Raw genomic sequence first — 25,328 nt, 5'->3', positions numbered from 1 at the left:
TATTTTGTTTTTTAGTGATTATTGCGTAATCGGTAAATGTTAAAATAAGCTGTTTTTAAAGTTTTTTAGTTAGATTGTGGTGGTGAAATTCGGATTTAAGTTTTTGAAACCTCTTACGAAACGATTTTCATGATGGTATTTGTTGCTCCTTTATGGTCTTGAATGTAGGATTTACAAATTTGACTTTTCTCTTTTAGAAAGCTTTCATTATTGAGTAAAAGGTCAAGATTTTGTTTTAATTCTTCACCATTAGAAATTACTAAACAACCTCCAAGATTAACTAATTGAACAGCTTCGGCAAAATTAGAATAATTAGGTCCTATTACGATTGGAATTCCAAATGTAGCGGGTTCCAGGATATTATGGATTCCGGGATTACCAAATCCACCGCCTACATAAGCAATGGTTCCATAACTGTATATTTTGGTCAAAAGGCCAATAGTGTCAATTATAAATACATTGTAGTTTGATAAATCCTGATTTTCTTTTTCAGAAAATAAAACCGTTGATTTTGTAATTTGTGATTTAAGATTAGCTATTTGATCAGCTTTGATATTATGTGGCGCAATAATGAATTTTACTGTCGAAGGCGCATCATTAATATATTCGATTAATAACGCTTCGTCTTTTGGCCAAGAGCTCCCTATTATTATAGTTGGGGTATTGTTTTTGAAGTTTTCAATAAAATCCAAAGTATTGTCTCTTTCTAAAATAGCATTTACACGATCAAAACGAGTATCTCCGGAAACGATAACATTCTGAAATCCGATAGCGTTGATTTTTTCTTTAGATTCTTCGTTTTGAACAAAGAAATAAGTGAATGCTTTTAGTGCTTTTCGGTAGAAACCGCCGTACCATTTAAAAAACATTTGATTGTCTCTGAAGATTCCGGAAATTAAATAAGTTGGAGTTTTACTGTTTTCTAGTTCTTTTAGATAATTCAGCCAAAATTCATATTTAATGAAAAATGCCAATTCGGGATGTACTAATTTCAAGAATCTTTTTGCATTGCTTTTGGTATCTAAAGGAAGATAAATAGTAACATCGGCAACCGTATTGTTTTTACGGACTTCATAACCGGAAGGAGAGAAAAAAGTAACGATAATTTTATGAGAAGGATATTTTTCTTTGATTTTTTCGATCACCGGTAAACCTTGTTCGTATTCTCCAAGCGAAGCCGAATGAAACCAAATAGTCTTATCTGTAGGTTTGATTTTTTCTTCTAAAATAGAAAAGACATTTTTCCTACCAGTTACAAAAAGTTTAATTTTCGGACTAAAAAGCGCAACAATTTTCAGAAAAAACGCCGCAATAGAAATAACTAAATTATATAGAAAAAGCATCTGTTTGTTTTTGTGGCTAAATTACATTTCTTTCGATTATTTTCATTGGTTTGAAGTTATTAAATAACTATTTTTGTTCCTTCTTTTTAAAGATTTTGTTTTAAAAGCAGGTCTTTAACTTTAAAAATATCGAAAATGAAAAAAATTCAAATGGTTGACTTAAAGAGTCAATACGAAAAAATAAAAACTACTGTTGATGCTTCAATTCAAGAAGTTTTAGACACAAATACTTACATAAACGGACCTTTAGTACATCAGTTTCAAAAAAAACTTGAAGATTATTTAGGAGCAAAACACGTGATTCCATGTGCAAATGGTACGGATGCTTTGCAGATTGCAATGATGGGATTGGATTTGAAACCGGGCGATGAGGTAATCACTGCCGATTTTACTTTTGCAGCAACTGTTGAGGTAATTGCTTTATTGCAATTAACGCCGGTTTTAGTAGATGTTGATATGACAAATATGAACATCGATATCGAAGCAATTAAAAAAGCAATCACGCCAAAAACTAAAGCAATTGTTCCGGTACATTTATTTGGTCGCGCAGCAAATATGGATGCGATTATGGAAATTGCAGCAGAACATAATTTATATGTAATCGAAGACAACGCGCAAGCAATTGGAGCTGATTATATTTCGAAATCTGGTACAAAAAGCAAAGTAGGAGTAATTGGTCACGTTGCAGCAACTTCATTTTTCCCGTCTAAAAACTTAGGTTGTTACGGAGATGGTGGAGCAATTTTTACAAACGATGATAAATTGGCGCACATTATCCGCGGAATCGTAAATCACGGAATGTATGAGCGTTACCACCATGATGTTGTTGGAGTAAATTCACGTTTAGATAGTATTCAGGCAGGAGTTTTAAATGCAAAATTGCCTTTATTAGATGAATATAATGCAGCACGTCGTTTGGCGGCTACAAAATACAATGCAGCTTTTGCAGGAAATGCACATATTATTACACCGGAATTTGATGCAAACGAAAATGATCACGTTTTTCATCAATATGTATTGAGAATTATCGATGCAGACAGAAATGCTTTATTGCAGCATTTGCAGGATAAGCAAATTCCATGTGCGATTTATTACCCAATTCCGTTGCACTCACAAAAAGCTTATGTTGATACTCGTTATAAAGAAGAGCAATTTCCGGTAACGAATCAATTAGTAAAAGAAGTAATTGCTTTGCCTATGCATACAGAATTGGATGATGAGCAAATCAAATTTATTACAGATTCTGTTTTGGAATTTTTGAATAAATAATTTTATAAAGTTAAACCAAATAACAACAGCACAAAACAACCACAAAATGAAAGTATTAGTAACAGGAGGATTAGGGTTTATTGGTTCTCACACCGTAGTCGAATTGCAAAATGAAGGCTTTGAAGTCGTGATAATTGATAATCTTTCAAACTCTTCAGAAGATGTTTTAAAAGGAATTACAGCCATTACAGGAAAAACACCTTTATTCGAAAAGTTAGATTTAAGAGAAAAAGCGTCAGTTCAGGATTTCTTTAAAAAACACAATGATGTTACCGGAGTAATTCATTTTGCGGCTTCAAAAGCAGTTGGAGAAAGTGTAGAGCAACCTTTATTGTATTATGAAAACAATATTGCTTCTCTGGTTTATTTGTTACAGGAATTACAACAAAAACCTGAGGCAAGTTTTATTTTTAGTTCATCTTGTACGGTTTACGGTCAAGCCGAAAAAATGCCAATTACTGAAGATGCTCCCGTTCAAGCAGCAATGTCTCCTTATGGAAACACAAAGCAAATTGGAGAAGAAATTATCACAGATACAGCTAAAGTAACTAATATCAGCGCGATTTTATTGCGTTATTTCAATCCGGTTGGAGCACATTCAAGTACTGAAATTGGAGAATTACCATTAGGAGTTCCTCAAAATTTAGTTCCTTTTATAACTCAAACAGGTGTTGGTTTACGTCAGGAATTATCAGTTTTTGGAGATGATTATCCAACTCCTGACGGAACAGCAGTTCGTGATTATATTCACGTTGTAGATTTGGCAAAAGCACACGTTATTGCATTACAGCGTTTATTCAATAAAAAGAATTTACAAAAAGTAGAAACCTTTAATTTAGGAACAGGAAAAGGAAGTTCAGTTCTGGAAGTAATTCATAGTTTCGAAAAAGTAAGCGATAAAAAATTGCCATACGTAATCAAACCACGTCGTGAAGGTGATATCACTGAAGCTTACGCAAATACAGATAAAGCAAACAATGTTTTGGGCTGGAAAGCACAATTAAGTTTAGACGAGGCAATGGCAAGTGCCTGGAAGTGGGAACAAAAAGTTCGTTCTTAATTTAGTTTTCAGTCTTAGTCACAGTTTTCGGTAGAGGCGCACTGCAGTGCGTCTAACGATAGAATATTAAAATCCCAAATAACATTTAAGATTATTTGGGATTTTTTAATTTATGACTTTGATTTATTTTGTAAATTTGTAAGATTATACTTATTTAATTATAGAAATGGAAAAAGCAGATAAAATGAATGCTTTTGATTTTGACGCAGATTTTGCGAAGGGATTAACGCTGGAAGAAGCGAAAGTTGAGTCGAAAAGAAGAATTAGGGAATGGTGGGTAGATGATTTTGATGCTGAATTCGCAAAAGGATTAACTCCTGAAGAATTTAAGGACGAAATGTCTAAAAGAATAAAAGCTTATCCTTGGAAAAAGTAATTTTCTTTAAATAAATTAAAATAAAAAAATCCTCATAAACAATCTGTTCATGAAGATTTTATTTATTTAATATTTGGTAAAAGACGCACTGCAGTGCGCTTCTACGAATTAAGCATTCGCAGTAACCGCTTCTTTGTCGATTTTATTAATCAAACCGGCTAATACTTTTCCTGGGCCAACTTCAGTAAACAAAGTAGCGCCGTCAGCGATCATTTGTTGTACAGATTGAGTCCATTTTACAGGAGCAGTCAATTGAATAATTAAGTTCTTTTTGATTTCGTTTGCATCAGAAACCGCATTTGCAGTTACGTTTTGATAAACCGGGCAAATAGGAGTAGAGAATGTAGTTGCTTCAATTGCAGCAGACAATTCTTCTCTTGCAGGTTCCATCATTGGAGAGTGAAAAGCTCCTCCAACAGGTAAAATTAAAGCACGTTTTGCTCCTGCAACTTTCATCGCTTCACAAGCTTTTTCAACTGCAGTAGTTTCTCCTGAAATTACCAATTGTCCTGGGCAGTTATAGTTTGCAGCAACTACGATTCCGTCGATAGAAGCGCAAACTTCTTCTACGATATTATCCGCTAAACCTAAAACGGCAGCCATTGTAGATGGAGTAATTTCGCAAGCTTTTTGCATAGCAAGAGCACGTTGAGAAACTAATTTAAGACCATCTTCAAAAGATAAAGTTCCGTTTGCAACTAATGCAGAAAATTCGCCTAAAGAATGTCCTGCAACCATTTCTGGTTTAAAATCTTCGCCTAAAGTTTTTGCTAAAATAACCGAGTGTAAAAATACAGCAGGTTGAGTTACTTTAGTTTCTTTTAGTTCTTCGGCAGTACCTTCGAACATGATATCTGTGATTCTAAAACCTAAAATTTCATTAGCTTTTTCGAATAATTCTTTGGCTAAAGCCGATGATTCATATAAGTCTTTGCCCATTCCTGTAAACTGTGCGCCCTGACCTGGAAATACGTATGCTTTCATTTGTCTAATTTGTTTTTTATTTTTTGGAATTGAAAATTAGTTTCAATTGAAAGGCAAAAATAACACTTTTTTACTTCGTATAATCCTTAAACATATAAATCCACGCTAATCTTGAAAATCTAAGATTGAATGAAGTTAGTAAAGTAATCACAACCGCAATAATTGGAATGATTCGTAAATCGAAATTTTTCTCAAAGAAAAACTGAGCAATACAATATGTTGCAATTCCCTGAGCAACTGTTAATCCGTAGTTTACATACATAGCGCCAAAGAAATATCCAGGTTCTTTCTGGAACTTGTAATTACAATGACTACAGTATTCATTCATTTTTGGCAAACCAAAATTCAGAAAAATATTCTTGTCTTTAAAAACTTTCCCTTTATGACAAATCGGACATTCGTTGCTTAAAATATGAGTTAATGCACTTGACATGATCTTGTTGTTTTTTATTTATACAAAGGTAATTCGGAGTAGGATAAAAGTCTTTTTAGTATCTTCGCTACTTATAGCACAATAAAGACATTTTGGGCTGAATTTTCAAAAAAATAAATTTCAAATCCCAAATCGAAATCCAAGAATCTAAAGTCTAAAATCTACAATCTAATCACATATGAAAAAATATCCCGTTTATAGTGTTCAGAATTTTAGCTGCAACGATATTCATCGTGATTTTTATGTAAATACATTCAAAGAACATCTGAAAAGTCACAGTTTTGTTGAAGAACCGCACCGACATGATTCGTATTTAATGGTATTTTTTACGAAAGGTTCGGGGCAACACGAAGTAGATTTTGATCAATTCGAAATAAAAAAAGGAAGTTTATTCGTTTTGCAACCCGGACAAATGCATCATTGGAGTTTGTCTGAAGATATCGAGGGTTTTGTGATTATTTTTTCGCAGGAATTGTATAATCTCTATTTCGGACAAAAAAATATCAATGAGTATAATTTTTATCATTCGATCCATAACCGACCGGAAATGGTTTTTGAAGAAAAAGAAATTTCGAAAATCCTCCCGTATTTTAATTTACTGATTCAGGAGAATAATCAGGAGAATCGATATCAACTCGATAAAATGTTGAATTTATTGGATTGCATTCATATTGAAATTGCCCGAAAATACAACGAAACCTACTCGCATCAAACGCATTCGTATAATATTAAAATTGATAAGTTCGAAATGCTTTTAGAGCAATATTTCAAACAAGAAAAATTGCCATCTTTTTATGCCGAAAAACTGAATATCACATTGAAACATTTAAACAGAATCTGCAATGAAATTCTACAAAAAACAGCTACGGAAGTTATTACAGATCGTGTAATTCTCGAAATAAAAAGAATGCTAATAGACAAGCAATTAGCCGTAAATGAAGTAGCGTTCAAAGTAGGTTATGAAGATTATTCGTATTTCTCCCGATTCTTCAAAAAACAAACCGGATTGTCGCCAACAGAATTTAGAAATACTGTGCGATAGTTTTTTTGTTTGCCACGAATTGTACTAATTTACACGAATTAATATTTAATCTGTGGCAAAAAAAACATCCCCATTTTGAGGAAAAAAAATTAGTGAAAATTCGTGTAATTCGTGGCAAGCTTTTCTCTATATCAAACTAAAAAAAGCCTGCACTTCCTAAAAAGTGCAGGCTTTTCAACCAACCAAATTAAATTTATTCTTAGAGAATTAAGCTTGTTTTACAAATTGTAATTCAATGTTTAATTTTACTTCTTCTCCAACTAAAACACCACCAGTTTCAAGAGCAGAGTTCCAGTTTAAACCCCAATCTTTACGATTGATTTTTCCTTCTATGCTTAGACCAATTTTTGTATTTCCCCATGGATCAGTTAAGATTCCGCTATATTCTACAGGAAATTTCACTTCTTTTGAAACACCTTTGATACTTAAATCTCCAGTTAATTCATAATCTCCAGCATCAACTTTTTTGAAAGATGAAGCTTTGAAAGTTAATTTAGGATTGTTCTCAACATCAAAGAAATCTGCACTTCTCAAGTGACCATCTCTGTCTGCATTTGCAGTATCGATAGATGCAATATCACCAGAAAATTGTATATCTGCATTTTCGAAGTTGTCTCCTTCTGTAGTAATTGTTGCGTCATAAGTTCCAAATTTACCTGAAACATTTGTAAACATCATGTGTTTAACTTTAAAACCAATTTCTGAATGTGTTGGGTCAATTGACCATTTTGTAGTTGCCATAATTTTTATTTTTAAATAATTAATTTCATTTTGATAGGACAAAGTTACGGTGGTAGTCAGCGTAACACACTTAACCTAGATTAAGAAATAAAAAAGACCTAACAGGGTTTTAAAACCTGTTAGGTCTCTCTTTAGATTATAAAATATATTTAGTCTTGATCTTTGTTATTCAAATAATAAGTCAAAGCTCCCGAAGGACATTTATTAACGGCAGAAATTATCTTTTCAGTTGTGGATTGTTCAGGAGTAATCCATGGTTTTTCTTTTGGACGAAAAACATCCGGATTATTTTTTACACAATTGGCAGAATGTATGCATTTTCCGGATTGCCAAACAATGGTTACTTCTCCATTTGTGTATTCTTTGGTTAGATTATTTGGATTCATGATTGAAAATTTTAAATGGTTAGTTTTGAGTGAATTAAAAACCTATTTTCACATATAAAAATACGTTTTCTTTTTGAGTTTCGATAAAATTTGAGCAAAAAAAGAAACGATAACAAGCTGAAATTCAACTTGTATATCGTTTCGAAAAAAAATATTAATTGTAATCTTTGAATTAATAATTCATCGGAATATCCATCAATAAAAATTCCGCATCAGTGTTTGCTTTGATATTTAAAATGTCAGTTCCTGAAATTCCAACAGCATCACGAGTGTTTAATTCCTGACCATTTATGGTTACATTTCCTTTTAAAACGAAAGCGTAAACTCCGTTTCCTTCTTTTTTAATTTTGTATTCTGTTTCAATACCTGAGTCAAAATTACCCATGTTGAACCAAGCATCCTGATGAATCCAAACTCCTTCATCGTCTGCATTTGGCGATAGAATTTGGGACAATTTATTGTGTCTGTCCGCAACATCCAAAGTAATTTGTTGGTAACGAGGCGTTACATTTCTTTTATTTGGAAACAACCAAATCTGTAATAATTTTGTTTGTTGATCGGCATTTGGGTTAAACTCGCTGTGTTGAACTCCAGTTCCGGCACTCATCACCTGAATATCACCGTTTTTGATAATTTCAGTATTTCCCATACTGTCTTTGTGCGCTAAATCACCTTCTAGCGGAATGGTAATAATCTCCATATTATCGTGCGGATGCGTTCCAAAACCCATTCCGCCTGCAATTGTGTCATCGTTCAAAACACGAAGCGCTCCAAACTGAATTCTATCCGGATTATACCAACTTGCAAAACTAAAACTGTGATAAGCATTAAGCCATCCGTGATTTGCATTTCCTCTTGTTTCTGCTTTATGTAATACTATATTTTCCATGATCTATGTTTTATTATTTTTATAGTACAAAGATACCACCAAGGTCAATGAAACGCACTTAACCTAGATTAAGTTCTTTAAGGTGCTAAGTTTATGAGGTTCTGAGGTGCTGAGATTTTATGCCTTTGTGGTGTTTTTTAGGAGCAGAAATTTCGGTTTTCAAAAGACCTGAAGTCCCGCTATCCATTGCAATCTTTTGTGCCGAACCTCGGCACAAAAGGATTTCCACTTCTATCGGGGCTAAACGAGAGATTTTTATTTTCATAAGAAATGTATACTTCCGCCTTTTATTAAAGTTCCGAAGGAACGAACTATATTGTAGGGATGGATTTCAATCCATTCTACGCAATCATAATCCACAAAGATTTCGATTAGAATTATGTTCAAAGAAAAATAAAACTTTTCGACTTAGCGTCTTTGCGAGATTATTAAAAAACGGTTTTTATTTAATTCTAATCAATTTTCCTTTTCCTGATGAAATATCAAGATAGTTCCCTCCACTCTTATCATGCATGTAAAATAAAATTGTATCTTTTTTGATTTGATCTTTACGAATGCTTATAATCAAATCAGTATTAATGAAATTCTCCAATAATATTGTATTACCATATGAGATTTTTCCTTTTGGCATGAACTTGTTGTCAAAAATAAAAATACTATCCTTAAAGGTAATTTTGTCTTTTAGGATATAGGAATTATTATCCTCTATTAAATAATTATAACGGCCAGTAAGTTTATCGTTTTCTTGATTGTTGAAATTGATAAAAAAGAAAGTAATTATTAAAGCAAAGTATTTCATAATCGATCTATTAACTATATTGTGTAATAAACTGCTGCACAACAGCATCAGTATTTTCGTGGCGTTTTTTCTTTTCTAAAGCGATTGGCGGCGCGGCTCTTTCCAGGCAATCTTTAACGTCGCAGGTTTCACAGGTAACGCCTACGATTCTTTTTTCTATAGGTTTTCCTTCTATAAATTTGAATTTCTTTTTCATGGTTGGATTAATTAAAATTCCAACAGAAATACTACGAATATTGTCTTTTATAAATGGATCTTTTGTAGCCGATGAAAAAACCAAATATTCATTTCCACTATGAACATAACTTGAGATTTGTGCATCAAAAAAGTGAGGTTTATTTTGTTTTATCGCTTCATCAATGGTTTTTACCGAAACCCATCTTCTGCAATAATGTTCGTTGGTTTCGTTTGCATGTGGTTCTTGTTGATTCGTAATATGTAATTCTTTCTTAATCTGATAAAAATCAGAGCCAATTTTGTGAGACATTCTCAAAAAGAATAAATTCTTCAGATGAAAATCTTTCGGTAATAAATTGGTTAATCGCTGATAGAAAGATTCAGGCGAAACCTCAAAACTTTCTATTAAAGCAACAAATTCTTCCGGATTTGGTTTTTCATTACTCAGGAAATCATTGATTTTATTGACAACCAATTGTCTTGGCAATAGCAATGCTCCGGCAAAATATGAAGCATAAAAATTATGTAAAACCTGATCGAAGTTTTCGAATTTGATCCAACTAAAAGTTAGTAAACGATCTGAGATTTTTAGGTAATTATAAGCAATTTCTTTGGCTAAAATAAAAGCCCTTTGCGGATTGTCGATTTCTGTCGAAAGTAATAATGTTTTACTTTTCGGAACATAAATCGAACGCAAATCTTCTAAAGCTTCCTGATCCGTAAATGCAATTTCTTGGATAATGTATTCGTATTCTTCCTTAAGAATAGCTTCTAATTCTTCAATACTAATTTTAGAATCTAAATTGATTTGAAATGATTTCGAAAAAGCAATTACTTTCTCTTCCAGATCTTCAAAATAATTACTGTGCGCTTCCTGATAGGATCTTAAAGCAGCAAGAAAGAAACTTTCACGGCTTAAATTATAATGCTGCGCAATTTCGATAATCGTACTAATAAAAGCATTGACTTTTGCAGGAGCATTGGCAATAATATCAATTAAATCAGCTTCCTGAATCCCAAATAGCTCTAACGGAATCTCTTTTAAAATTCCTGATTTTAGGATTTCGCCAATCGGAGCGAGATTATTATCAAGTTTTAAAGACACCATTTGGTCATAACTTGTTTCTAAATGCTCGCACAGCAATAAAATTTTATCTGTTTTTGGATATTTTTTTCCCTTTTCAATTTCGTTTAAGTACGATTTTGAAAGATTTGTCAATTTGGCTAAGCCAAAAAGAGAAAGATTTTTTTGTGTTCTGACTTGCTTCAATTTTAGCCCGAAGATCAGCTTTATATAGTCTTTTTCGATATCCATGTATCAAATATAGTCATTTGAAAAATAATCGCCAAAAAATTATTTTTAATATTTAGCGAACGTTCGCTTGTTTTGTAAAAAACTTTTTTCTAATATTGTGGTGTAGAAAATATTAGATATCAGTTTGTTATGATTATGTGTTTTAGAAAAGATGCAAATTATTCAGTTGCTACTAATAAAAATTAAAATCAACAGCTATGAAAAACCAATTAGAAATTACCGAAACGGCACTGGAATTTTTAGCCGAAAAGAAGCTTCGTTATCCAAAGATCTGGACAGAAGAAGCGATTGTTTTTATAACCGATTTGCATCGAAAATTCGAATCGCAACGAAAATTATTGCTTTTGCAGAGAGAACAAAAACAAGTCACTTTTGATCAGGGAATCCTGCCGACTTTTATTCCGGAAACAAAAAGCGTCAGAGAAGGTAATTGGATAGCTGCCGAAACTCCAAAAGATTTATTAGACAGAAGAGTTGAGATTACCGGACCGGTTGATCGTAAAATGATAATCAACGCATTGAATTCAGGAGCGAAAACTTTTATGGCTGATTTTGAGGATAGTACTTCACCAACCTGGCAAAATTTGATGGACGGACAAATGAATTTAATTGATGCGGTTAACAAAACGATTACGTTTACCGATTTGGCTAAACATAAATCATATCATTTAAATGAAAAAATCGCAACATTAATTGTACGTCCGCGTGGTTTGCATTTGCCGGAAAAACATCTTTTGATTGATGGAAAAGAAGTTTCAGGTTCTTTGGTAGATTTTGGATTGTATGTTTTTCACAATCACAAAAGACTTTTAGAAAACAATTCAGGACCATATTTCTATATTCCAAAATTAGAGCATTATCTAGAAGCGCGTTGGTGGAATACTGTAATTGATTTTACAGAAGATTATTTAAAATTAGAACGCGGAACAATAAAAGTGACGGTTTTAATCGAAACCATAACAGCAAGTTTTCAGTTAGATGAAATTATTTATGAATTGAAAGAACATATCGTTGGCTTGAATTGTGGACGTTGGGATTATATTTTCTCTTACATCAAGAAATTTAGAAAAAATCCAAAATTCATTGTTCCGGATCGCGATCAGGTAAATATGACTTCGCCTTTTATGGATGCATATTCGAATTTGGTGATTCAAAGATGTCATAAAAGAGGAATTCACGCTATTGGCGGAATGGCAGCGCAAATTCCGATTAAGAATAATGAAGAAGCGAATGCCGTTGCTTTTGCAAAAGTAAAAATTGATAAAGAACGTGAAGTTCGAAACGGACATGACGGAACCTGGGTTGCACATCCGGATTTGGTTTCAATTGCAAAAGAAATTTTTGATAAAGGAATGCCAACTCCAAATCAAATTCATATAAAAAGAGAATATCGAAAAATCACAGAAGAAGATTTGATTGAACCACCAATTGGAATCATCACCGAAACTGGTGTTCGAAAAAATATCAATGTAGGAGTTTTGTATTTGGCCTCATGGCTAAACGGACAAGGAGCGGCGGCTTTGCATAATTTAATGGAAGATGCTGCAACGGCTGAAATTTCGAGATCTCAATTGTGGCAATGGCTTCAGAATAAAGTGGTTTTGGATAATGGCAAAAAATTAGATTTGGCGTATTATCACGAATTGGCTTTAGAGGAGTTCAAGAAAATCAAAGACGAATTAGGCGAAGAAAATCATGAGAAAAGACAATTTCCTTTGGCTGAAAAAGTCTTAGAAAGATTGGTTGTAAATCCAGATTTCGTTGATTTTTTAACGATTCCGTGCTACAAATATTTATAAAGAATTAAAAATTTAGAATTAAAAATTAAAAATCTGCTCAATCTGCCAAATCTGCGAGCTAATTATTTTTCACGCAGATTTAGCAGATCAAGCAGATAAATGAGAGTGAAACTTAAGCTTAAATTATTTAAACACATAGAAACATAGAATTAAAGTGTGAATAGAAAGAGTTATAAAAAAAACTAGTTTTCATACATAGCTATGCGGTAATATCTAAAGTGAAACGCCTTTTTTATGCGATTCTACAAACTATGTCTCTATGTGTTAAAAAAAACAAGTCCAGTTAAAGCTAAAAACTGCGACTGCAAACTATTTTACTTACTAACCAACTTAACTATATTATTTATGAAAACAACAGAAGACAGAATTCAGGAATTGATTAACGATTGGATTACGAACCCAAGATGGAAAGGTGTTGAACGCCCTTATACAGCAACAGAAGTAGTTACGCTTCAGGGCTCGTATCAAATTGAGCATTCTATTGCTAAAATAGGAGCGCAAAAATTGTGGAGAAAGTTAAAAAGTCAGGATTATGTTGCTGGTTTGGGCGCATTGACAGGGAATCAGGCGATTCAGGAAGTCGATGCTGGTTTAGAAGCGATTTATTTGAGCGGATGGCAAGTTGCCGCTGACGCAAATTTGGCAGGAGAAATGTATCCTGACCAATCGCTTTATCCGGTAAATAGTGTGCCAATGGTGGTTAAAAAAATCAATAATGCCTTATTACGCGCTGATCAAATTCAGACGGTAAATGGAGTGGAAGATAAAAAAGATTATCTAGTTCCGATTGTGGCTGATGCCGAAGCTGGTTTTGGCGGAAACTTAAATGCTTTTGAACTTATGAAATCAATGATCGAAGCGGGAGCTTCAGGAGTTCATTTTGAAGATCAATTGAGTTCTGCCAAAAAATGCGGGCATTTGGGCGGAAAAGTTTTGGTGCCAACTCAGGAAGCAATTAATAAATTGATTGCAGCTCGTTTGGCGTCAGATGTTATGGGAGTTTCAACATTGATTGTTGCAAGAACAGATGCTGATGCAGCAAATTTATTGACAAGCGATGCAGATCCTAGAGATGCTAAATTTATAACTGGCGAAAAAACAAACGAAGGATTTTTCTATGTAAATAGCGGAATCGATCAGGGAATTGCAAGAGGTTTGAGTTATGCGCCTTATGCTGATTTAATTTGGATGGAAACCAGTAATCCGGATTTAGTTTATGCTAAAAAGTTTGCTGATGCTATGAAAAAAGAATTCCCGGATAAAATGTTGGCTTACAATTGTTCACCTTCATTTAACTGGGCTGCAAAATTATCAGTTGCAGAAATGGAAACATTCAGAGAAGATTTAGCTGCGATGGGTTATAAATTCCAATTCATTACTTTGGCGGGATTCCATGCTTTGAATACAAGTATGTTCGAATTGTCTAAAGCCTACAAAGAACGCGGAATGGCTGGATATTCTGAATTGCAGGAAAGAGAATTTGCTCTACAGAAAAATGGTTTTAGAGCGGTAAAACATCAGGCGTTCGTAGGAACTTCTTATTTTGATGCTGTTCAGAATACAGTTATGATAGGAAAATCAACTATAACGGCGATGGAACATTCTACGGAGGTTGAGCAATTTTAATTCAAAAGAAAAACCAGTTCATTGAACTGGTTTTTTTTGTTTTTTTGCCACAGATTAAAAGGATTAAAATGATTTTTTTGCCACGAATTTCACGAATTCACACAAATTAATTGGCGTAAAAATTGAATTAAAATTCGCGTGAATTCGTGAAATTCGTGGCAACATTTTTTTTAAATCCATTTAATCCTTTTAATCTGTGGCAAAAATATTTTTTATTTCTTTAAAAGTCTGGCTTTCATTTTGCTGAAAAACTCAGGCGTAACGCCAATGAAAGAAGCGATTTGTTTTTGAGGAACTTTGTGAACCAGGTTTCCATATTTGGTTGAGAATTTTTCAAAACGTTCTTCTGCGGGTAAGCTCAAATTGTCCATTAATCGTTGCTGATTAGCAACTAATGAATTTTCGATAAGAATTCTGAAAAAGCGTTCTAATTTTGGAATTTCGTGAAACAATTGTTCCTGATTTTCTTTAGATAAAGAAATTACTTCTGCATCTTCTAAAACTTCTATAAAAAGCTGTCCTGGCTTTTGCGAAAAATAACTGTACATATCGCTCATCCACCAACCTGAGCAAGCAAATGACAGAACATGTTCTACGATATTATCGTTGATGTTGAAGCTTCTTAAAATTCCTGAGTTTACAAAATAGGAATGTTTACAAATTTCGCCCGCACTTAATAAAATAGTTTTGGCTTTGTAGTTATGTGTTTCGGTTTTAGATAAAAAGAGAGCTTGTTCTTCGGGAGTTAGCGAAACGTGTTTGGCAATATTTTCAAGAATTAACTCCATTATTTTTCTTTAAGTAAAGTGAATGAAGTGGCTTTAAAACGTCCGTTTTCTACTTTTCCGGTAACAGACGCTTTGCGTATTTTATTGCAAAAACCATCTTCGGCATGAGCGTCACCATGTTCGTCAATAGTTGTTCCGTCAACGAAATAAGGTTTTCCGTCAATGCGAACGGCTAAATCACAACTTTTACCTTTCATTCCAAACTGACATTCGCCACAAGCGGTTTCTACGATTTGAGGTTTTTCGTTTGTTTTTTTATTTTGGGCCTGAGTTGCGATTCCAATAAGTAGGAATGCTATAAATAGTACTTTTTTCATTTTTAAGAATTTACAGTTATTAATTTTGAAGTTGCTTTGGCACGTTCAACAATTTCCTCAATTGGAGTTGCCAGTGAATCGTGACTTAATACAACTCCCATTCGGCGATACGGTCTTGAAGTTGGTTTGCCAAATATTCTGAAATCAGTTTTTGGTAAAGCAGCTACTTTTTCGATTCCGGTAAAAGTTGGATTATTAGAATCTTCTGAAGCTAAAATTACGGCACTTGCTCCGGCTTTTTCAAGAGTGATTTCGAAAATAGGAAGACTTAAAATGGCGCGTAAATGCAATTCAAATTCGTTGAAATTCTGAGTTCCTGCCAAAGTTACCATTCCGGTATCATGTGGACGAGGAGAAAGTTCAGAGAAATAAACACCGTCATTAGTTAAGAAAAATTCAACACCAAAAAGTCCTGCACCTCCAAGCGCTTCAGTAATTTTTTCAGCCATATCTTGCGCTTCGTATAAATCTTTTTCTGAAACTAAAGCAGGTTGCCAGCTTTCCTGATAATCGCCACGTTCTTGTCTGTGACCAATTGGAGCACAAAACAAGGTTGGATTATTATTTTGGGTAATCGTTAAAAGTGTAATTTCTGAATTGAAATCAACAAATGCTTCTACAATAACTTCGATTACATCGCCACGTGAACCTGCAACCGCATATTGCCATGCTTTCTCGATCTCGCTTTCGATTTTTATAGTAGATTGTCCTTTTCCGGATGAAGACATTAATGGTTTTACGACACACGGAATTCCAACTTCCTGAACGGCTTTTTGCAATTCTTCGGCAGAAGTGGCGTATTGATATTTGGCTGTTTTTAATCCTAATTCTTTTGAAGCTAAATCTCGGATTGCTTTACGATTCATAGTAAAGTTTGCCGCTTTCGCCGAAGGAACAACGGTGATTCCTTGTTTCTCGTAATCGTAAAAACGTTCGGTACGAATGGCTTCTATTTCAGGAACTATAAAATCTGGTTTGTGTTTGGCTACGATTTTATCTAAAGCTTCACCGTCAAGCATATTGATTACTTCAAAACCATGAGCAACTTGCATTGCAGGGGCATTTTCGTAACTATCAACAGCAATTATGGTTTGTCCGATTCGCTGTGCGGCAATGACAAATTCTTTGCCTAATTCGCCTGAACCGAGGAGTAGTATTTTCATTTGGGAGGGGTGTATTGTTTGAGTAGTAAAAGTACAGAAAAATGTTTTTAACCGCAAAGTTCTATTTATATGTATTAGTGTAGAGGCGCACTGCAGTGCGTCTTTGTAATCTATATTTAACCGCAAAGTTTTATTTACCGCAAAGAACACAAAGGTTATATTTAAAGGGGTTTATAAAAAACACAAAGTTCACAAAGCTTTGTGTTGAATTGGTTTTGTAAATTGTTTAACCAAAATGTTCGCAAAGTTTTTGTTTTTAAGTTAAAATAAGGTTTCTCGCAGATTTTGCAGATTGAGAAGATTTTAAATTAATTGGAAATGTCATTTTTAGATAAAGTAATCATATAGTTTGTCATTTCGACGAAGGAGAAATCTCCACGAGAAACTCTACAAAGATTGGTATATTGGAGCGGAGCTTCTTGCGAAGATTTCTCCTTCGTCGAAATGACAAGACTGTGGAAATAACAGAATCAATTTAACCGCAAAGTTCGCAAAAGAATACGCAAAGTTTTTGTTTTTAAGTAAAAGAAAAAGGTTCGCAAAGATTTTAAAATTAATCTTGCGAACCTTGCGTATTCCTTTGCGCTCTTTGCGGTAAAAAACTTTGCAGTTAAATAATATTAATGAAAATGATCTTCTTCAATTTCGAATTCGGCATCTTTTTCCCAGATTTCCATTTCGCAGGGTTTGCAGTTGAATTTTAGTTTGTATTCAAGTTCGCCTTGTTTTAAAACCAAAGGTTCTTTTACTTTAACGCCTACAATATCTTTTTGGTGTATCGGACATTTTTTTAATTCGTATTTGATGCAATATTTGGTTGTCATTACGCGAGATTTTCCTGGATCCCATTGTAATTCGAATGCTTTTTCGATTTCGGTAACACCGTGGCGTTCGTAGAATTTACGAGCCGTTTTGTTCGAAACATTGTACATGAAATCCAGTTTGGTTTCAGGATACGGATGCGATGTTTTTATCATTTGGTGTTCTTCACGTTTGTAATTTTTCAAACGAATTTCAGTCAATTGATCGTAAACGGTTCTTCGCATTTCGTTGATTTTTGAAATAGGAAGGAACCAGTTTTGAGAAAACATAACGTTGATTTCATCAGCTTTGTAAGGTGTGAAACCTGTTTTAGCCAATTGCGTTTTGATGTTTTCTTCGATAGACTCGCCGGTTTTAGTTTGCTCTTTTGCGTGTTCTAAAGTAACGGTGCTCACGTTTCCGTCTTCATCGGTTGCAATAAGTTCGAAACCAGTTTCAGTTTCAGTAAGTAATAATGTCGTGCTTAATTTACGAACGGCGCTATCTTCTCTTTCAACAATTTTGATGAAAGCGGCGTCGTTATTTCTGTAAATGAAAGTTCCGTCTTTTACTTCTTTTAAAACGTTTGGATAGATTTTACCGTTTTCAGCTTTGTTTACGTAGATTCCGTCGGCTTCATTGTTTTCGTTGATGAAACAAAGTCCGTCACCGTTGTTTAGTAATTCGCCATTTTCGATTTCGTAAGCATTTCCAATAGTTCTGATTAATTTACCAATATATTGTCCTTTTGATTTTGGAGTTTCCCAAGAACCAATAGAACTGTGTCTTTCGTTTACAAAATAATCTGTATAACCACGGTTGAAAGTTCTGTTTAAAGAGGAGTCAAAAGTATAAGTACAAGTTCCTGAAGAAGCTTTGATGTATTTTCCGCGTCCATCTCCCTCTAAATAGCTGTCTAATTTTTGACGTAAATAAGAAACGTTATTTTTAACGTAAACAACATCTTTTAAACGTCCTTCGATTTTAAAAGAAACGATTCCTGCTTCGATCAAATTTGGGATTTGTTCTGAAATGTCTAAATCTTTTATCGAAAGTAAGTGACTGTTTTTGATTAAGGTTTCTCCGTTTCCATCGATTAAGTTATAAGGTAAACGGCAGTTTTGAGCACAAGAACCACGATTTGCACTACGTTCTCCGTTTGCTACACTCATGTAACAGTTTCCGCTAAAGGATACACATAATGCGCCGGTCACGAAAAATTCTAATTCAACATCGGCTTCGTCGTAAATCGTTTTAATTTGATGTAAGTTCAATTCGCGGGCTAAAACCACACGTTTGATTCCGGCATCTTTAAGGAATTTAATTTTATCAGCATCACGGTTATTGGATTGTGTACTAGCGTGAAGTACGATAGGAGGTAAGTCCATTTCCATAATCGCCATATCCTGAATAATCAGGGCATCGACACCAATGTCGTATAATTCCCAGATCATTGAACGGCAAATTTCTAATTCGTTGTCATACAAAATGGTATTCATAACGACAAAAACCTGAGCATTAAATAAGTGTGCATATTGTACCAAAGCAGCAACATCTTCAATAGAGTTGTTAGCGTTTGAACGTGCTCCAAATTGTGGTGCACCAATATAAACTGCATCGGCGCCACTATTTATGGCTGCCATTCCTCCAATTAAATCTTTAGCCGGAGCTAATATTTCGATCTTCTTCATTTTTAAGACTTTAACCTTCTGTGGTATTCACGGAAAAAAGTTTGCAAAGTTCTTATAAATATTTCGAGTTTGCTAATGCTGAAGTGACTTTTTTTGAAATAGTTAACTTATATGGAATGATGATAAATGAATTTTTTGTATTTATTGAATTGGTTCGTAGATAAGTTGAACAACACCTGATTTGAAAATATTAGTTTTAATTAATTTTAATTCGATTCGTTCTTTTAAATCTTCAAATAACGGTTTGCCATTTCCTAAAACTGTTGGATGAACAGAAATTCTATAAGTATCTATAAGATTCAATTGAATAAAAGTCTTAATTAGACTTGCACCGCCATATAACCAGATATCTTTTCCGGATTGTTCCTTAATCTCCTTTACTGTATTTGCTATATCAGAGTTTATGAAAGTGGCATTGCTATCTTGTTTGTTCTGAGTAGAAAAAACATACTTCTTTTTTGAATGTACGCCTTGCCAAAGCATTTTCTCTGAATTATCTGCATTCGCATCCGGTTGATAATTACCCCATGCATCATAACTTACGCGGCCATAAAAGATGGTGTCGATGTTTGATAAAAAGCCATCAAAATCCATTTCATCATCCATAATACACCAATCAATTTCTCCATTTGGACCTTCAATAAAACCATCTAAGGTCACGGCTAAATCTAGAATTACTTTTTTCATTTGATACTTTTTTTTTATAGAATTTGATATAAAAATATATTATTTCAGTTTTTAATAAAACAAAAAACTACTTAGTTTATTAACCAAGTAGTTTTCTTTTCTTCAAATTTTACGACAAACGATCTATTAATCTAATGGAAAAGAAAGTCCTGCAGCAAATACTCCGGAAGATTGTTCAATAGACGGATGCCCATAGAAAGAGATTCCAATTTCTATATTATTTTTACGTCCCACTGCCAGACCTACGCTTATAGGAATATGAACCTGAGCGCCACTCGCTTTTTTATTAACGTCCTTAGTGTAGGTTACAAACGAACCTATTGAGGTACCAATACCAGCTTCTATAAAAGGAGCTACCCAAGGTATTGGGGCACAAAGACGAACTTTTCCACCTACTAAAAAAGCTTTAGTTTCCACTCGGTAACCTTTTGGGTTCTTAACAGCATCTCCGTCCGTTGATGTTAAAATTACTCCGGCATATGGTCTTACACTAAACCATGTTGTCAATCCAATTACATATTCTCCTTCTGCATAAAAACCAGAACCATCTATGATTTCCGGATCTTCTTCTATGTAATTTGAAGTGCTTGATACAAACCCTATTGAGGCTTTTATAGCATTACCTTCTGTTTGGGATTTTGCCTGATTGCTAAAAAATAAAGTAAAGATTAAAATAAAGAACGAATTGCGTAATGATAAATTCATAGAACGTTTTTTGGTTGAGAATTATTTTTTGGTTGCGGCGAAAGTAAAGATTTATTTTTAAATTCCTACAAAACAAAAAAACTACTTGGCTATTAAACCAAGTAGTTTCCGCTCCAAAAAAAATAGTGTCAATTATTATGACAATCTTTTCGTTTTAATTTTATCTAATGTACTTTGGATAGTATTCAATTGTTTCGAAATAATAGCAATTTGAGTGCCTTCAAGTTCGTTTTTATCCAGAGCCATTTTGTATTTTTCAACGGCTGCTTCTTCTCCGGTAATACACGCATTTACAATCGCTTCAGTATCTCCGCCAGTGAATGATGATTTGATATCGATCCAGGTGCGATGTAGAGCGCCTAATGCACCTCCGCCGGAAGTATCGGTTGATTTTCCTAGTTTATTTATTTGGTCTTGTAATTCAACTATAAATAAAGCACGTTCTCGGGCATAGTCTAAAAAATCAGCTTTAATTGACAAGTCATTTACGTGCTCAGCGGCATTTGTATATCCAAGTTTTCCGTCTTCTAAAATAGAAATTAATCCTTCTAATGTGTTAACTGTTTCTGTTGTGGTTTCTTCTGTATGTATCATAACTTTTATTTTTAAATTAATGTGTATTACAAAGTTGAGAATTAACAGAAGCTTTTCTTTTACAGAATTAGACTCTTGATTTATAAGATTGTAGAATGGGAATTTTGAAAGTATTAGATTGTTTTTGCCACGAATTTGCTTAGCCTGTTCGCTATCGCTCGAGCCACGAATTTTCACTAATTACTTTGTATCTCAATTGATTTAAGAAAAAGTTCTTGTTTTCCGTTTGGGTTAGGGATAGAAGTGGAAATCCTTTTGCTTTTTTCTTTAAAAAGCAAAAGATTGAAACGGATAGCCCGATTCGCCGCGGCGAAAACCCCAAAAATAAACGTATAAAAAAAACAGCTCAAAGTATAAAGTGATGAAACTTTGAACCTTAAGCCGTTTTAATAAAATTATTGATGTTGTTATGCAGTCAAAGCTTCTTTGATTCTGCGTAACGCTTCTTTTAAAATGTCATTGCTTGTTGCGTAAGAGAAACGAATGCAATTTGGATTTCCGAAAGCATCTCCTGTTACAGTTGCTACGTTAGCTTCGGCCAAAAGGTACATTGAAACGTCGTTTGCATCTTTGATTTCAGTTCCTCTTAATGTTTTTCCGAAGAAAGAAGAAACGTCTGGGAATACGTAAAATGCTCCTTCCGGAACGTTGATTTTTACTCCTGGAATTTCTTTTAATAATCCAACAACTAAATCTCTACGACCGTGGAAAGCTTCAACCATGTGGTTTAATACGCTTGGATCAGCATCTACAGCAGTAATTGTAGCACGTTGCGCCACAGAGTTTGCTCCTGAAGTTACTTGTCCCTGAATTTTTGTACACGCTTTTGCGATAAATTCCGGAGCTCCAATATAACCAATTCTGTATCCTGTCATTGCGAATGCTTTTGCAACTCCGTTTACAGTAATTGTTCTTTCTAACATTCCCGGGATTGAACCGATGCTGCAGAATGTTCCTGAGAAATTGATGTGCTCATAAATTTCGTCAGCAACTACATATATATTTGGGTGTTTTTCTAAAACTTTTGCAAGAGCAGTTAGTTCTTCTCTGCTGTAAACAGATCCTGATGGATTACAAGGAGAACTGAACCACATCATTTTTGTTTTTGGTGTGATTGCTGCTTCTAATTGTTCTGGTGTAATTTTGAAATCAGTATCTACAGAAGTTGGAACTTCAACAGGAACTCCACCTGAAAGTTTTACAATTTCGAAGTAAGAAACCCAGTAAGGTGCAGGTAAAATAACTTCGTCACCATCGTTTAACATTACTTGTGCAATGTTGTATAAAGATTGTTTTGCTCCTGTAGAAACTACAATTTGAGTTGGTTTGTAATCTAAATTATTGTCTCTTTTGAATTTTCTGCAAATTGCTTCTCTCAATTCTAAATAACCTTCTACTGGAGAATATGTGCTGTAATTTTCATCGACTGCTTTTTTAACAGCTTCTTTGATAAAATCTGGTGTATTAAAGTCAGGTTCACCTAAGCTTAAACTGATAATATCTTTTCCTTGTGCTTTTAATTCGCGAGCTAAAGCTGCCATTGCTAAAGTCTGTGATGTCGCTAAGTTGTTGATTCTGTCTGAAAGAATATGATTCATTATAAAAATTTTGAATGTCCTTAATTTCAACTTTAATTAAGGATGGTTAATTATTAATAGATTTTTTGTTTTTATGCTAGTTCCGGCTTCATTCCAAGATCTTTCAAGTGCTTGTAATGTGCAATAACGGCTCCTCTCATGGTTTTGAATTCATGATAAGGCAAATTGCATTCGATTGCAGTTTGTTTTACAATTTCGGCAATTTTTCCGTAATGAATATGACTGATATTCGGGAAAATATGATGTTCGATCTGATGGTTTAATCCTCCTGTAAACCAGTTGATTATTTTGTTTTTTGGAGCAAAGTTAGCAGTTGTGTACAATTGGTGAATTGCCCAGGTGTTTTCCATTTCTCCATCTTCATTCGGAACCGGATTTGAAGTTTCTTCAACTACGTGTGCCAATTGAAAAACGATACTTAAAATTAATCCTGCAGTATAGTGCATTACGAAAAATCCAATAACGACTTTCCACCATGTTACGCCTAAAATCATTGGCAAAGCCATCCATATTAAAACGTAGATAATTTTAGTAATTACAAGAACTGTCCATAATTTAGTTGGACTTTGTGGCGCTCCGTATGATAATTTTCTTTTTAAGTAATTTTTCATTTGCTTAAAATCGGTTGTTAAAGCCCAATTGAAAGTCAATAATCCGTATAAGAAAAAAGAATAATAATGTTGAAATTTATGAAAACGGTGCCATTCTGCGTTTTGTGTAAAACGGATAATTCTTCCCGCATCAAGATCTTCGTCATGACCGTGAATGTTTGTATAAGTATGATGAAGTACATTGTGTTGTACTTGCCAGTTGTGTACATTTCCAGCTAATACATAAATGCTTCCGCCCATAATTTTGTTGATCCATGATTTAGAAGAGTAAGATCCATGATTTCCGTCATGCATCACATTCATTCCAATTCCTGCCATTCCAACTCCCATTAGAATGTTTAATAACAATTGTGCCCAAAAAGGCATGTCAAGAGTTAGGATCAAAAAGTACGGTGTTAGAAAAACAGCAAAAAGAATAACAGCTTTTAGGTGCAGCTTCCAGTTTCCGGTTTTCTGAATGTTGTTCTCCTTGAAGTAATTGTTTACTCGTGAGTTAAGTGTTCTGAAGAACTTCAGATTGTCTTGCTTAGCAAATGTAGGCGCAGTGTTATTCATAATTATTTTAAATAGGTTTCAAAGGTAATTATTATAAATTTTCAATTTGCAAAATTGAGTTAAATATTTCAACTGTAAAGTAGTACTTTTGTTAAAAATTTAGAGCAATGGATGAGATATTGAAATATTTTCCTGATTTGACCGATCTTCAAATCGAACAATTTCAAAAATTAGACTTTTTATATCACGATTGGAATGAAAAAATCAATGTCATTTCAAGGAAAGATATTGATGCATTATACACAAAACATATTTTGCATTCACTTGGAATCGCAAAAATCATGAAATTTGAACCGGGAGCAACTGTTCTTGATGTTGGAACCGGTGGCGGATTTCCTGGTATTCCGTTGGCGATTCTTTTTCCGGAAACCCGTTTTTACTTAATTGATGTTATTGCAAAAAAAATAAAAGTAGTTCAAGGCGTTGTTGATGCATTAGAATTAAAAAATGTAAAAGCCGAACAAAAACGTGCCGAATTGGTAAAAGGGGATTTTGATTTTATTGTAAGTCGCGCTGTAACCAACATGCCGGATTTTGTTTCGTGGATAAAAGATAAAATCAAGAAACAGCATAAACATACTTTGAAAAACGGAATCTTATATCTAAAAGGTGGTGATTTGGCTGAAGAATTAAAAGACTTTCCAAAAGCTACATTATATGATTTGTCTACCATTTTTGAAGATGAATTTTTTGAAACTAAAAAAGTGGTGCATTTACCTTTGAAGTTTCAGGCTTAATTTTTCTCGAATATTAAATAAAATAACCCGATAATAATTACATTCAAGTACTATTATCGGGTTTTGCATATCAAAAAAATGAATTATAATTAAGATGCTTTTCTTGTTAAGTGCAAAAATGGATTTGCTTTATGGTCTAAGTTTTCGATGAAATTATGAAGCGCTTCTGTTGTGGCGGCTTGAGAATAATTAAACTGAGAATCAAAGAAAAACTCGCGACAGATTGCAGGTTCATCTATTGAATTATATATCGCTTCGTCAGATTCGTCTAAACTGGTGAAATTATAAGGACAAGGATATAAATGAATTAAATTAGAAATAGTATCATTAAGCCATTTGTCAAAAACGCTTTTCTTTGGAGTTATATGACGCGCCAGTAATACTAATCCTAAAAGTTCATTTTGTAAAAAATAAGAACCTTTTCTATATCTTACATCAACCATTCGTACATTCATTAGAGCGATCCACAATACACCATCAACAGAACCTACTGCCGGAACATCAAGTTCCGTATCAAATAATAAAGGATTTGTTTGTTCTTTGTCATTGATTGAACACCAAAGTGCTTCAATGCGTTTTTGGATATCGTGTGTTGATTGTGTATAACCTGTAAAACGCCAATAGATCCATTCCAATAATGCGGTCGTTAATCCTACAGAACCTTTATGGTTAATATGTGTTAAGGCATTTTCTAATTCATCATTTTGATTAAGAGGATCTAAAAACTTATCTATTTTCTTTTTTGTCCATGCAAAATCAATTGAATGACCAATACTTTTTGATTCTAAAATTACTTTTGGGACATTGTTTAAATTTCTCATGATCTGTATTTTTATTATTAA

The 25,328-nt window shown here is 33.8% G+C and carries 25 protein-coding genes; 7 read left to right on the top strand and 18 right to left on the bottom strand.

The window, feature by feature from the left end; all coding sequences use genetic code 11:
- Positions 1-113 precede the first annotated feature (113 nt).
- Positions 114-1,343, bottom strand: a complete 1,230-nt coding sequence (locus C8C83_RS05055; protein WP_121326710.1) for a glycosyltransferase N-terminal domain-containing protein — start codon at positions 1,341-1,343, stop codon at positions 114-116.
- Positions 1,344-1,478: 135 nt separating this feature from the next.
- Here C8C83_RS05055 and C8C83_RS05050 point away from each other — a divergent pair, with 135 nt between their 5' ends.
- The 3 genes from C8C83_RS05050 (at position 1,479) to C8C83_RS05040 (ending at position 4,048) form a co-directional block, all read left to right on the top strand.
- Entirely contained in the window at positions 1,479-2,612 is a 1,134-nt protein-coding gene (locus C8C83_RS05050) for a DegT/DnrJ/EryC1/StrS family aminotransferase (RefSeq protein ID WP_121326709.1), read from the top strand.
- A 46-nt stretch (positions 2,613-2,658) separates the two neighbouring features.
- Complete coding sequence (galE, locus tag C8C83_RS05045; protein WP_121326708.1) at positions 2,659-3,672, top strand: UDP-glucose 4-epimerase GalE; 1,014 nt, start codon at positions 2,659-2,661, stop codon at positions 3,670-3,672.
- A 166-nt stretch (positions 3,673-3,838) separates the two neighbouring features.
- Positions 3,839-4,048 carry a hypothetical protein gene (locus C8C83_RS05040; protein ID WP_121326707.1) on the top strand — a complete coding sequence of 70 codons (210 nt, stop codon included), beginning with the start codon at positions 3,839-3,841 and terminating at the stop codon, positions 4,046-4,048.
- Between the two features lie 108 nt (positions 4,049-4,156).
- Here C8C83_RS05040 and fabD read toward each other — a convergent pair whose 3' ends face one another.
- Both fabD and C8C83_RS05030 read right to left on the bottom strand, forming a co-directional pair.
- Positions 4,157-5,032: an ACP S-malonyltransferase gene (gene fabD / locus C8C83_RS05035; RefSeq protein WP_121326706.1), complete on the bottom strand. Its 876-nt coding sequence runs from the start codon at positions 5,030-5,032 to the stop codon at positions 4,157-4,159.
- Positions 5,033-5,102: 70 nt separating this feature from the next.
- Positions 5,103-5,465: a DUF983 domain-containing protein gene (locus tag C8C83_RS05030; RefSeq protein WP_041517577.1), complete on the bottom strand. Its 363-nt coding sequence runs from the start codon at positions 5,463-5,465 to the stop codon at positions 5,103-5,105.
- A gap of 178 nt (positions 5,466-5,643) precedes the next feature.
- Here C8C83_RS05030 and C8C83_RS05025 point away from each other — a divergent pair, with 178 nt between their 5' ends.
- Complete coding sequence (locus tag C8C83_RS05025) at positions 5,644-6,507, top strand: helix-turn-helix domain-containing protein (RefSeq protein ID WP_121326705.1); 864 nt, start codon at positions 5,644-5,646, stop codon at positions 6,505-6,507.
- Positions 6,508-6,714: 207 nt separating this feature from the next.
- Here C8C83_RS05025 and C8C83_RS05020 read toward each other — a convergent pair whose 3' ends face one another.
- The 5 genes from C8C83_RS05020 to C8C83_RS05000 form a co-directional block, all read right to left on the bottom strand.
- Complete coding sequence (locus C8C83_RS05020; protein ID WP_121326704.1) at positions 6,715-7,248, bottom strand: YceI family protein; 534 nt, start codon at positions 7,246-7,248, stop codon at positions 6,715-6,717.
- Between the two features lie 149 nt (positions 7,249-7,397).
- A complete protein-coding gene (locus tag C8C83_RS05015; RefSeq protein WP_121326703.1) occupies positions 7,398-7,634 on the bottom strand; it encodes a (4Fe-4S)-binding protein in 237 nt (78 codons plus the stop codon).
- A 172-nt stretch (positions 7,635-7,806) separates the two neighbouring features.
- Complete coding sequence (locus C8C83_RS05010; protein ID WP_121326702.1) at positions 7,807-8,523, bottom strand: pirin family protein; 717 nt, start codon at positions 8,521-8,523, stop codon at positions 7,807-7,809.
- 442 nt (positions 8,524-8,965) lie between these two features.
- The gene (locus C8C83_RS05005; protein WP_121326701.1) at positions 8,966-9,322 is read right to left on the bottom strand and encodes a hypothetical protein; all 357 of its coding nucleotides are present in this window, start codon (positions 9,320-9,322) and stop codon (positions 8,966-8,968) included.
- A gap of 10 nt (positions 9,323-9,332) precedes the next feature.
- The gene (locus tag C8C83_RS05000) at positions 9,333-10,814 is read right to left on the bottom strand and encodes an XRE family transcriptional regulator (protein ID WP_121326700.1); all 1,482 of its coding nucleotides are present in this window, start codon (positions 10,812-10,814) and stop codon (positions 9,333-9,335) included.
- 197 nt (positions 10,815-11,011) lie between these two features.
- On the opposite strand from C8C83_RS05000, the gene aceB reads away from it, so the two are divergent.
- Both aceB and aceA read left to right on the top strand, forming a co-directional pair.
- A complete protein-coding gene (aceB, locus tag C8C83_RS04995; RefSeq protein ID WP_121326699.1) occupies positions 11,012-12,613 on the top strand; it encodes a malate synthase A in 1,602 nt (533 codons plus the stop codon).
- A 345-nt stretch (positions 12,614-12,958) separates the two neighbouring features.
- Complete coding sequence (gene aceA / locus C8C83_RS04990) at positions 12,959-14,239, top strand: isocitrate lyase (protein WP_121326698.1); 1,281 nt, start codon at positions 12,959-12,961, stop codon at positions 14,237-14,239.
- Positions 14,240-14,451: 212 nt separating this feature from the next.
- Here aceA and C8C83_RS04985 read toward each other — a convergent pair whose 3' ends face one another.
- From C8C83_RS04985 to C8C83_RS04945, 9 genes are all read right to left on the bottom strand, one after another.
- Positions 14,452-15,027 (bottom strand): Crp/Fnr family transcriptional regulator, encoded by a 576-nt coding sequence (locus C8C83_RS04985; RefSeq protein ID WP_121326697.1) that lies wholly within the window; start codon positions 15,025-15,027, stop codon positions 14,452-14,454.
- Positions 15,027-15,344 carry a DUF6370 family protein gene (locus C8C83_RS04980; protein ID WP_121326696.1) on the bottom strand — a complete coding sequence of 106 codons (318 nt, stop codon included), beginning with the start codon at positions 15,342-15,344 and terminating at the stop codon, positions 15,027-15,029. Before C8C83_RS04980 ends, C8C83_RS04985 begins: the two co-directional genes overlap by 1 nt.
- A 2-nt stretch (positions 15,345-15,346) precedes the next feature.
- Positions 15,347-16,522 (bottom strand): formate-dependent phosphoribosylglycinamide formyltransferase, encoded by a 1,176-nt coding sequence (gene purT, locus C8C83_RS04975; protein WP_255416714.1) that lies wholly within the window; start codon positions 16,520-16,522, stop codon positions 15,347-15,349.
- Positions 16,523-17,127: 605 nt separating this feature from the next.
- The gene (locus C8C83_RS04970; RefSeq protein ID WP_121326694.1) at positions 17,128-18,999 is read right to left on the bottom strand and encodes a U32 family peptidase; all 1,872 of its coding nucleotides are present in this window, start codon (positions 18,997-18,999) and stop codon (positions 17,128-17,130) included.
- Between the two features lie 141 nt (positions 19,000-19,140).
- Entirely contained in the window at positions 19,141-19,686 is a 546-nt protein-coding gene (locus C8C83_RS04965) for a dihydrofolate reductase family protein (protein ID WP_121326693.1), read from the bottom strand.
- Between the two features lie 126 nt (positions 19,687-19,812).
- Positions 19,813-20,391, bottom strand: coding sequence for a hypothetical protein (locus C8C83_RS04960; RefSeq protein WP_121326692.1), 579 nt, complete (start codon positions 20,389-20,391; stop codon positions 19,813-19,815).
- A gap of 135 nt (positions 20,392-20,526) precedes the next feature.
- Positions 20,527-20,985, bottom strand: coding sequence for a PA2169 family four-helix-bundle protein (locus C8C83_RS04955; protein WP_121329954.1), 459 nt, complete (start codon positions 20,983-20,985; stop codon positions 20,527-20,529).
- A gap of 407 nt (positions 20,986-21,392) precedes the next feature.
- Positions 21,393-22,583 carry a pyridoxal phosphate-dependent aminotransferase gene (locus tag C8C83_RS04950; RefSeq protein ID WP_099710844.1) on the bottom strand — a complete coding sequence of 397 codons (1,191 nt, stop codon included), beginning with the start codon at positions 22,581-22,583 and terminating at the stop codon, positions 21,393-21,395.
- Positions 22,584-22,654: 71 nt separating this feature from the next.
- On the bottom strand, positions 22,655-23,749 hold the full coding sequence (locus C8C83_RS04945) for an acyl-CoA desaturase (protein ID WP_121326691.1): 1,095 nt from the start codon (positions 23,747-23,749) through the stop codon (positions 22,655-22,657).
- 107 nt (positions 23,750-23,856) lie between these two features.
- On the opposite strand from C8C83_RS04945, the gene rsmG reads away from it, so the two are divergent.
- Positions 23,857-24,486: a 16S rRNA (guanine(527)-N(7))-methyltransferase RsmG gene (gene rsmG, locus C8C83_RS04940; protein WP_121326690.1), complete on the top strand. Its 630-nt coding sequence runs from the start codon at positions 23,857-23,859 to the stop codon at positions 24,484-24,486.
- An 89-nt stretch (positions 24,487-24,575) separates the two neighbouring features.
- On the opposite strand, the gene C8C83_RS04935 is transcribed toward rsmG, so the two are convergent.
- Positions 24,576-25,307, bottom strand: a complete 732-nt coding sequence (locus C8C83_RS04935) for a hypothetical protein (protein ID WP_121326689.1) — start codon at positions 25,305-25,307, stop codon at positions 24,576-24,578.
- Positions 25,308-25,328: the final 21 nt, after the last annotated feature.

Source organism: Flavobacterium sp. 90, assembly GCF_004339525.1.
Taxonomy (GTDB): Bacteria; Bacteroidota; Bacteroidia; order Flavobacteriales; family Flavobacteriaceae; genus Flavobacterium.
This window is presented reverse-complemented; position numbering and strand designations above follow the sequence as displayed.

Excerpts from the sequence above, each read along its gene's own strand:
- C8C83_RS05000 (WP_121326700.1), bottom strand. The coding sequence starts at position 10,814 with ATGGATATCGAAAAAGACTATATAAAGCTGATCTTCGGGCTAAAATTG.
- aceA (WP_121326698.1), top strand. The coding sequence starts at position 12,959 with ATGAAAACAACAGAAGACAGAATTCAGGAATTGATTAACGATTGGATT.
- C8C83_RS04965 (WP_121326693.1), bottom strand. The coding sequence starts at position 19,686 with ATGAAAAAAGTAATTCTAGATTTAGCCGTGACCTTAGATGGTTTTATT.
- C8C83_RS05010 (WP_121326702.1), bottom strand. The coding sequence starts at position 8,523 with ATGGAAAATATAGTATTACATAAAGCAGAAACAAGAGGAAATGCAAAT.
- C8C83_RS04945 (WP_121326691.1), bottom strand. The coding sequence starts at position 23,749 with ATGAATAACACTGCGCCTACATTTGCTAAGCAAGACAATCTGAAGTTC.
- rsmG (WP_121326690.1), top strand. The coding sequence starts at position 23,857 with ATGGATGAGATATTGAAATATTTTCCTGATTTGACCGATCTTCAAATC.
- C8C83_RS04955 (WP_121329954.1), bottom strand. The coding sequence starts at position 20,985 with ATGATACATACAGAAGAAACCACAACAGAAACAGTTAACACATTAGAA.
- C8C83_RS04960 (WP_121326692.1), bottom strand. The coding sequence starts at position 20,391 with ATGAATTTATCATTACGCAATTCGTTCTTTATTTTAATCTTTACTTTA.
- C8C83_RS05040 (WP_121326707.1), top strand. The coding sequence starts at position 3,839 with ATGGAAAAAGCAGATAAAATGAATGCTTTTGATTTTGACGCAGATTTT.
- C8C83_RS05025 (WP_121326705.1), top strand. The coding sequence starts at position 5,644 with ATGAAAAAATATCCCGTTTATAGTGTTCAGAATTTTAGCTGCAACGAT.
- C8C83_RS05030 (WP_041517577.1), bottom strand. The coding sequence starts at position 5,465 with ATGTCAAGTGCATTAACTCATATTTTAAGCAACGAATGTCCGATTTGT.
- C8C83_RS05050 (WP_121326709.1), top strand. The coding sequence starts at position 1,479 with ATGAAAAAAATTCAAATGGTTGACTTAAAGAGTCAATACGAAAAAATA.
- C8C83_RS05020 (WP_121326704.1), bottom strand. The coding sequence starts at position 7,248 with ATGGCAACTACAAAATGGTCAATTGACCCAACACATTCAGAAATTGGT.
- C8C83_RS04935 (WP_121326689.1), bottom strand. The coding sequence starts at position 25,307 with ATGAGAAATTTAAACAATGTCCCAAAAGTAATTTTAGAATCAAAAAGT.
- fabD (WP_121326706.1), bottom strand. The coding sequence starts at position 5,032 with ATGAAAGCATACGTATTTCCAGGTCAGGGCGCACAGTTTACAGGAATG.
- C8C83_RS04980 (WP_121326696.1), bottom strand. The coding sequence starts at position 15,344 with ATGAAAAAAGTACTATTTATAGCATTCCTACTTATTGGAATCGCAACT.
- C8C83_RS05005 (WP_121326701.1), bottom strand. The coding sequence starts at position 9,322 with ATGAAATACTTTGCTTTAATAATTACTTTCTTTTTTATCAATTTCAAC.
- galE (WP_121326708.1), top strand. The coding sequence starts at position 2,659 with ATGAAAGTATTAGTAACAGGAGGATTAGGGTTTATTGGTTCTCACACC.
- C8C83_RS04950 (WP_099710844.1), bottom strand. The coding sequence starts at position 22,583 with ATGAATCATATTCTTTCAGACAGAATCAACAACTTAGCGACATCACAG.
- C8C83_RS04985 (WP_121326697.1), bottom strand. The coding sequence starts at position 15,027 with ATGGAGTTAATTCTTGAAAATATTGCCAAACACGTTTCGCTAACTCCC.
- C8C83_RS04970 (WP_121326694.1), bottom strand. The coding sequence starts at position 18,999 with ATGAAGAAGATCGAAATATTAGCTCCGGCTAAAGATTTAATTGGAGGA.
- aceB (WP_121326699.1), top strand. The coding sequence starts at position 11,012 with ATGAAAAACCAATTAGAAATTACCGAAACGGCACTGGAATTTTTAGCC.
- C8C83_RS05015 (WP_121326703.1), bottom strand. The coding sequence starts at position 7,634 with ATGAATCCAAATAATCTAACCAAAGAATACACAAATGGAGAAGTAACC.
- C8C83_RS05055 (WP_121326710.1), bottom strand. The coding sequence starts at position 1,343 with ATGCTTTTTCTATATAATTTAGTTATTTCTATTGCGGCGTTTTTTCTG.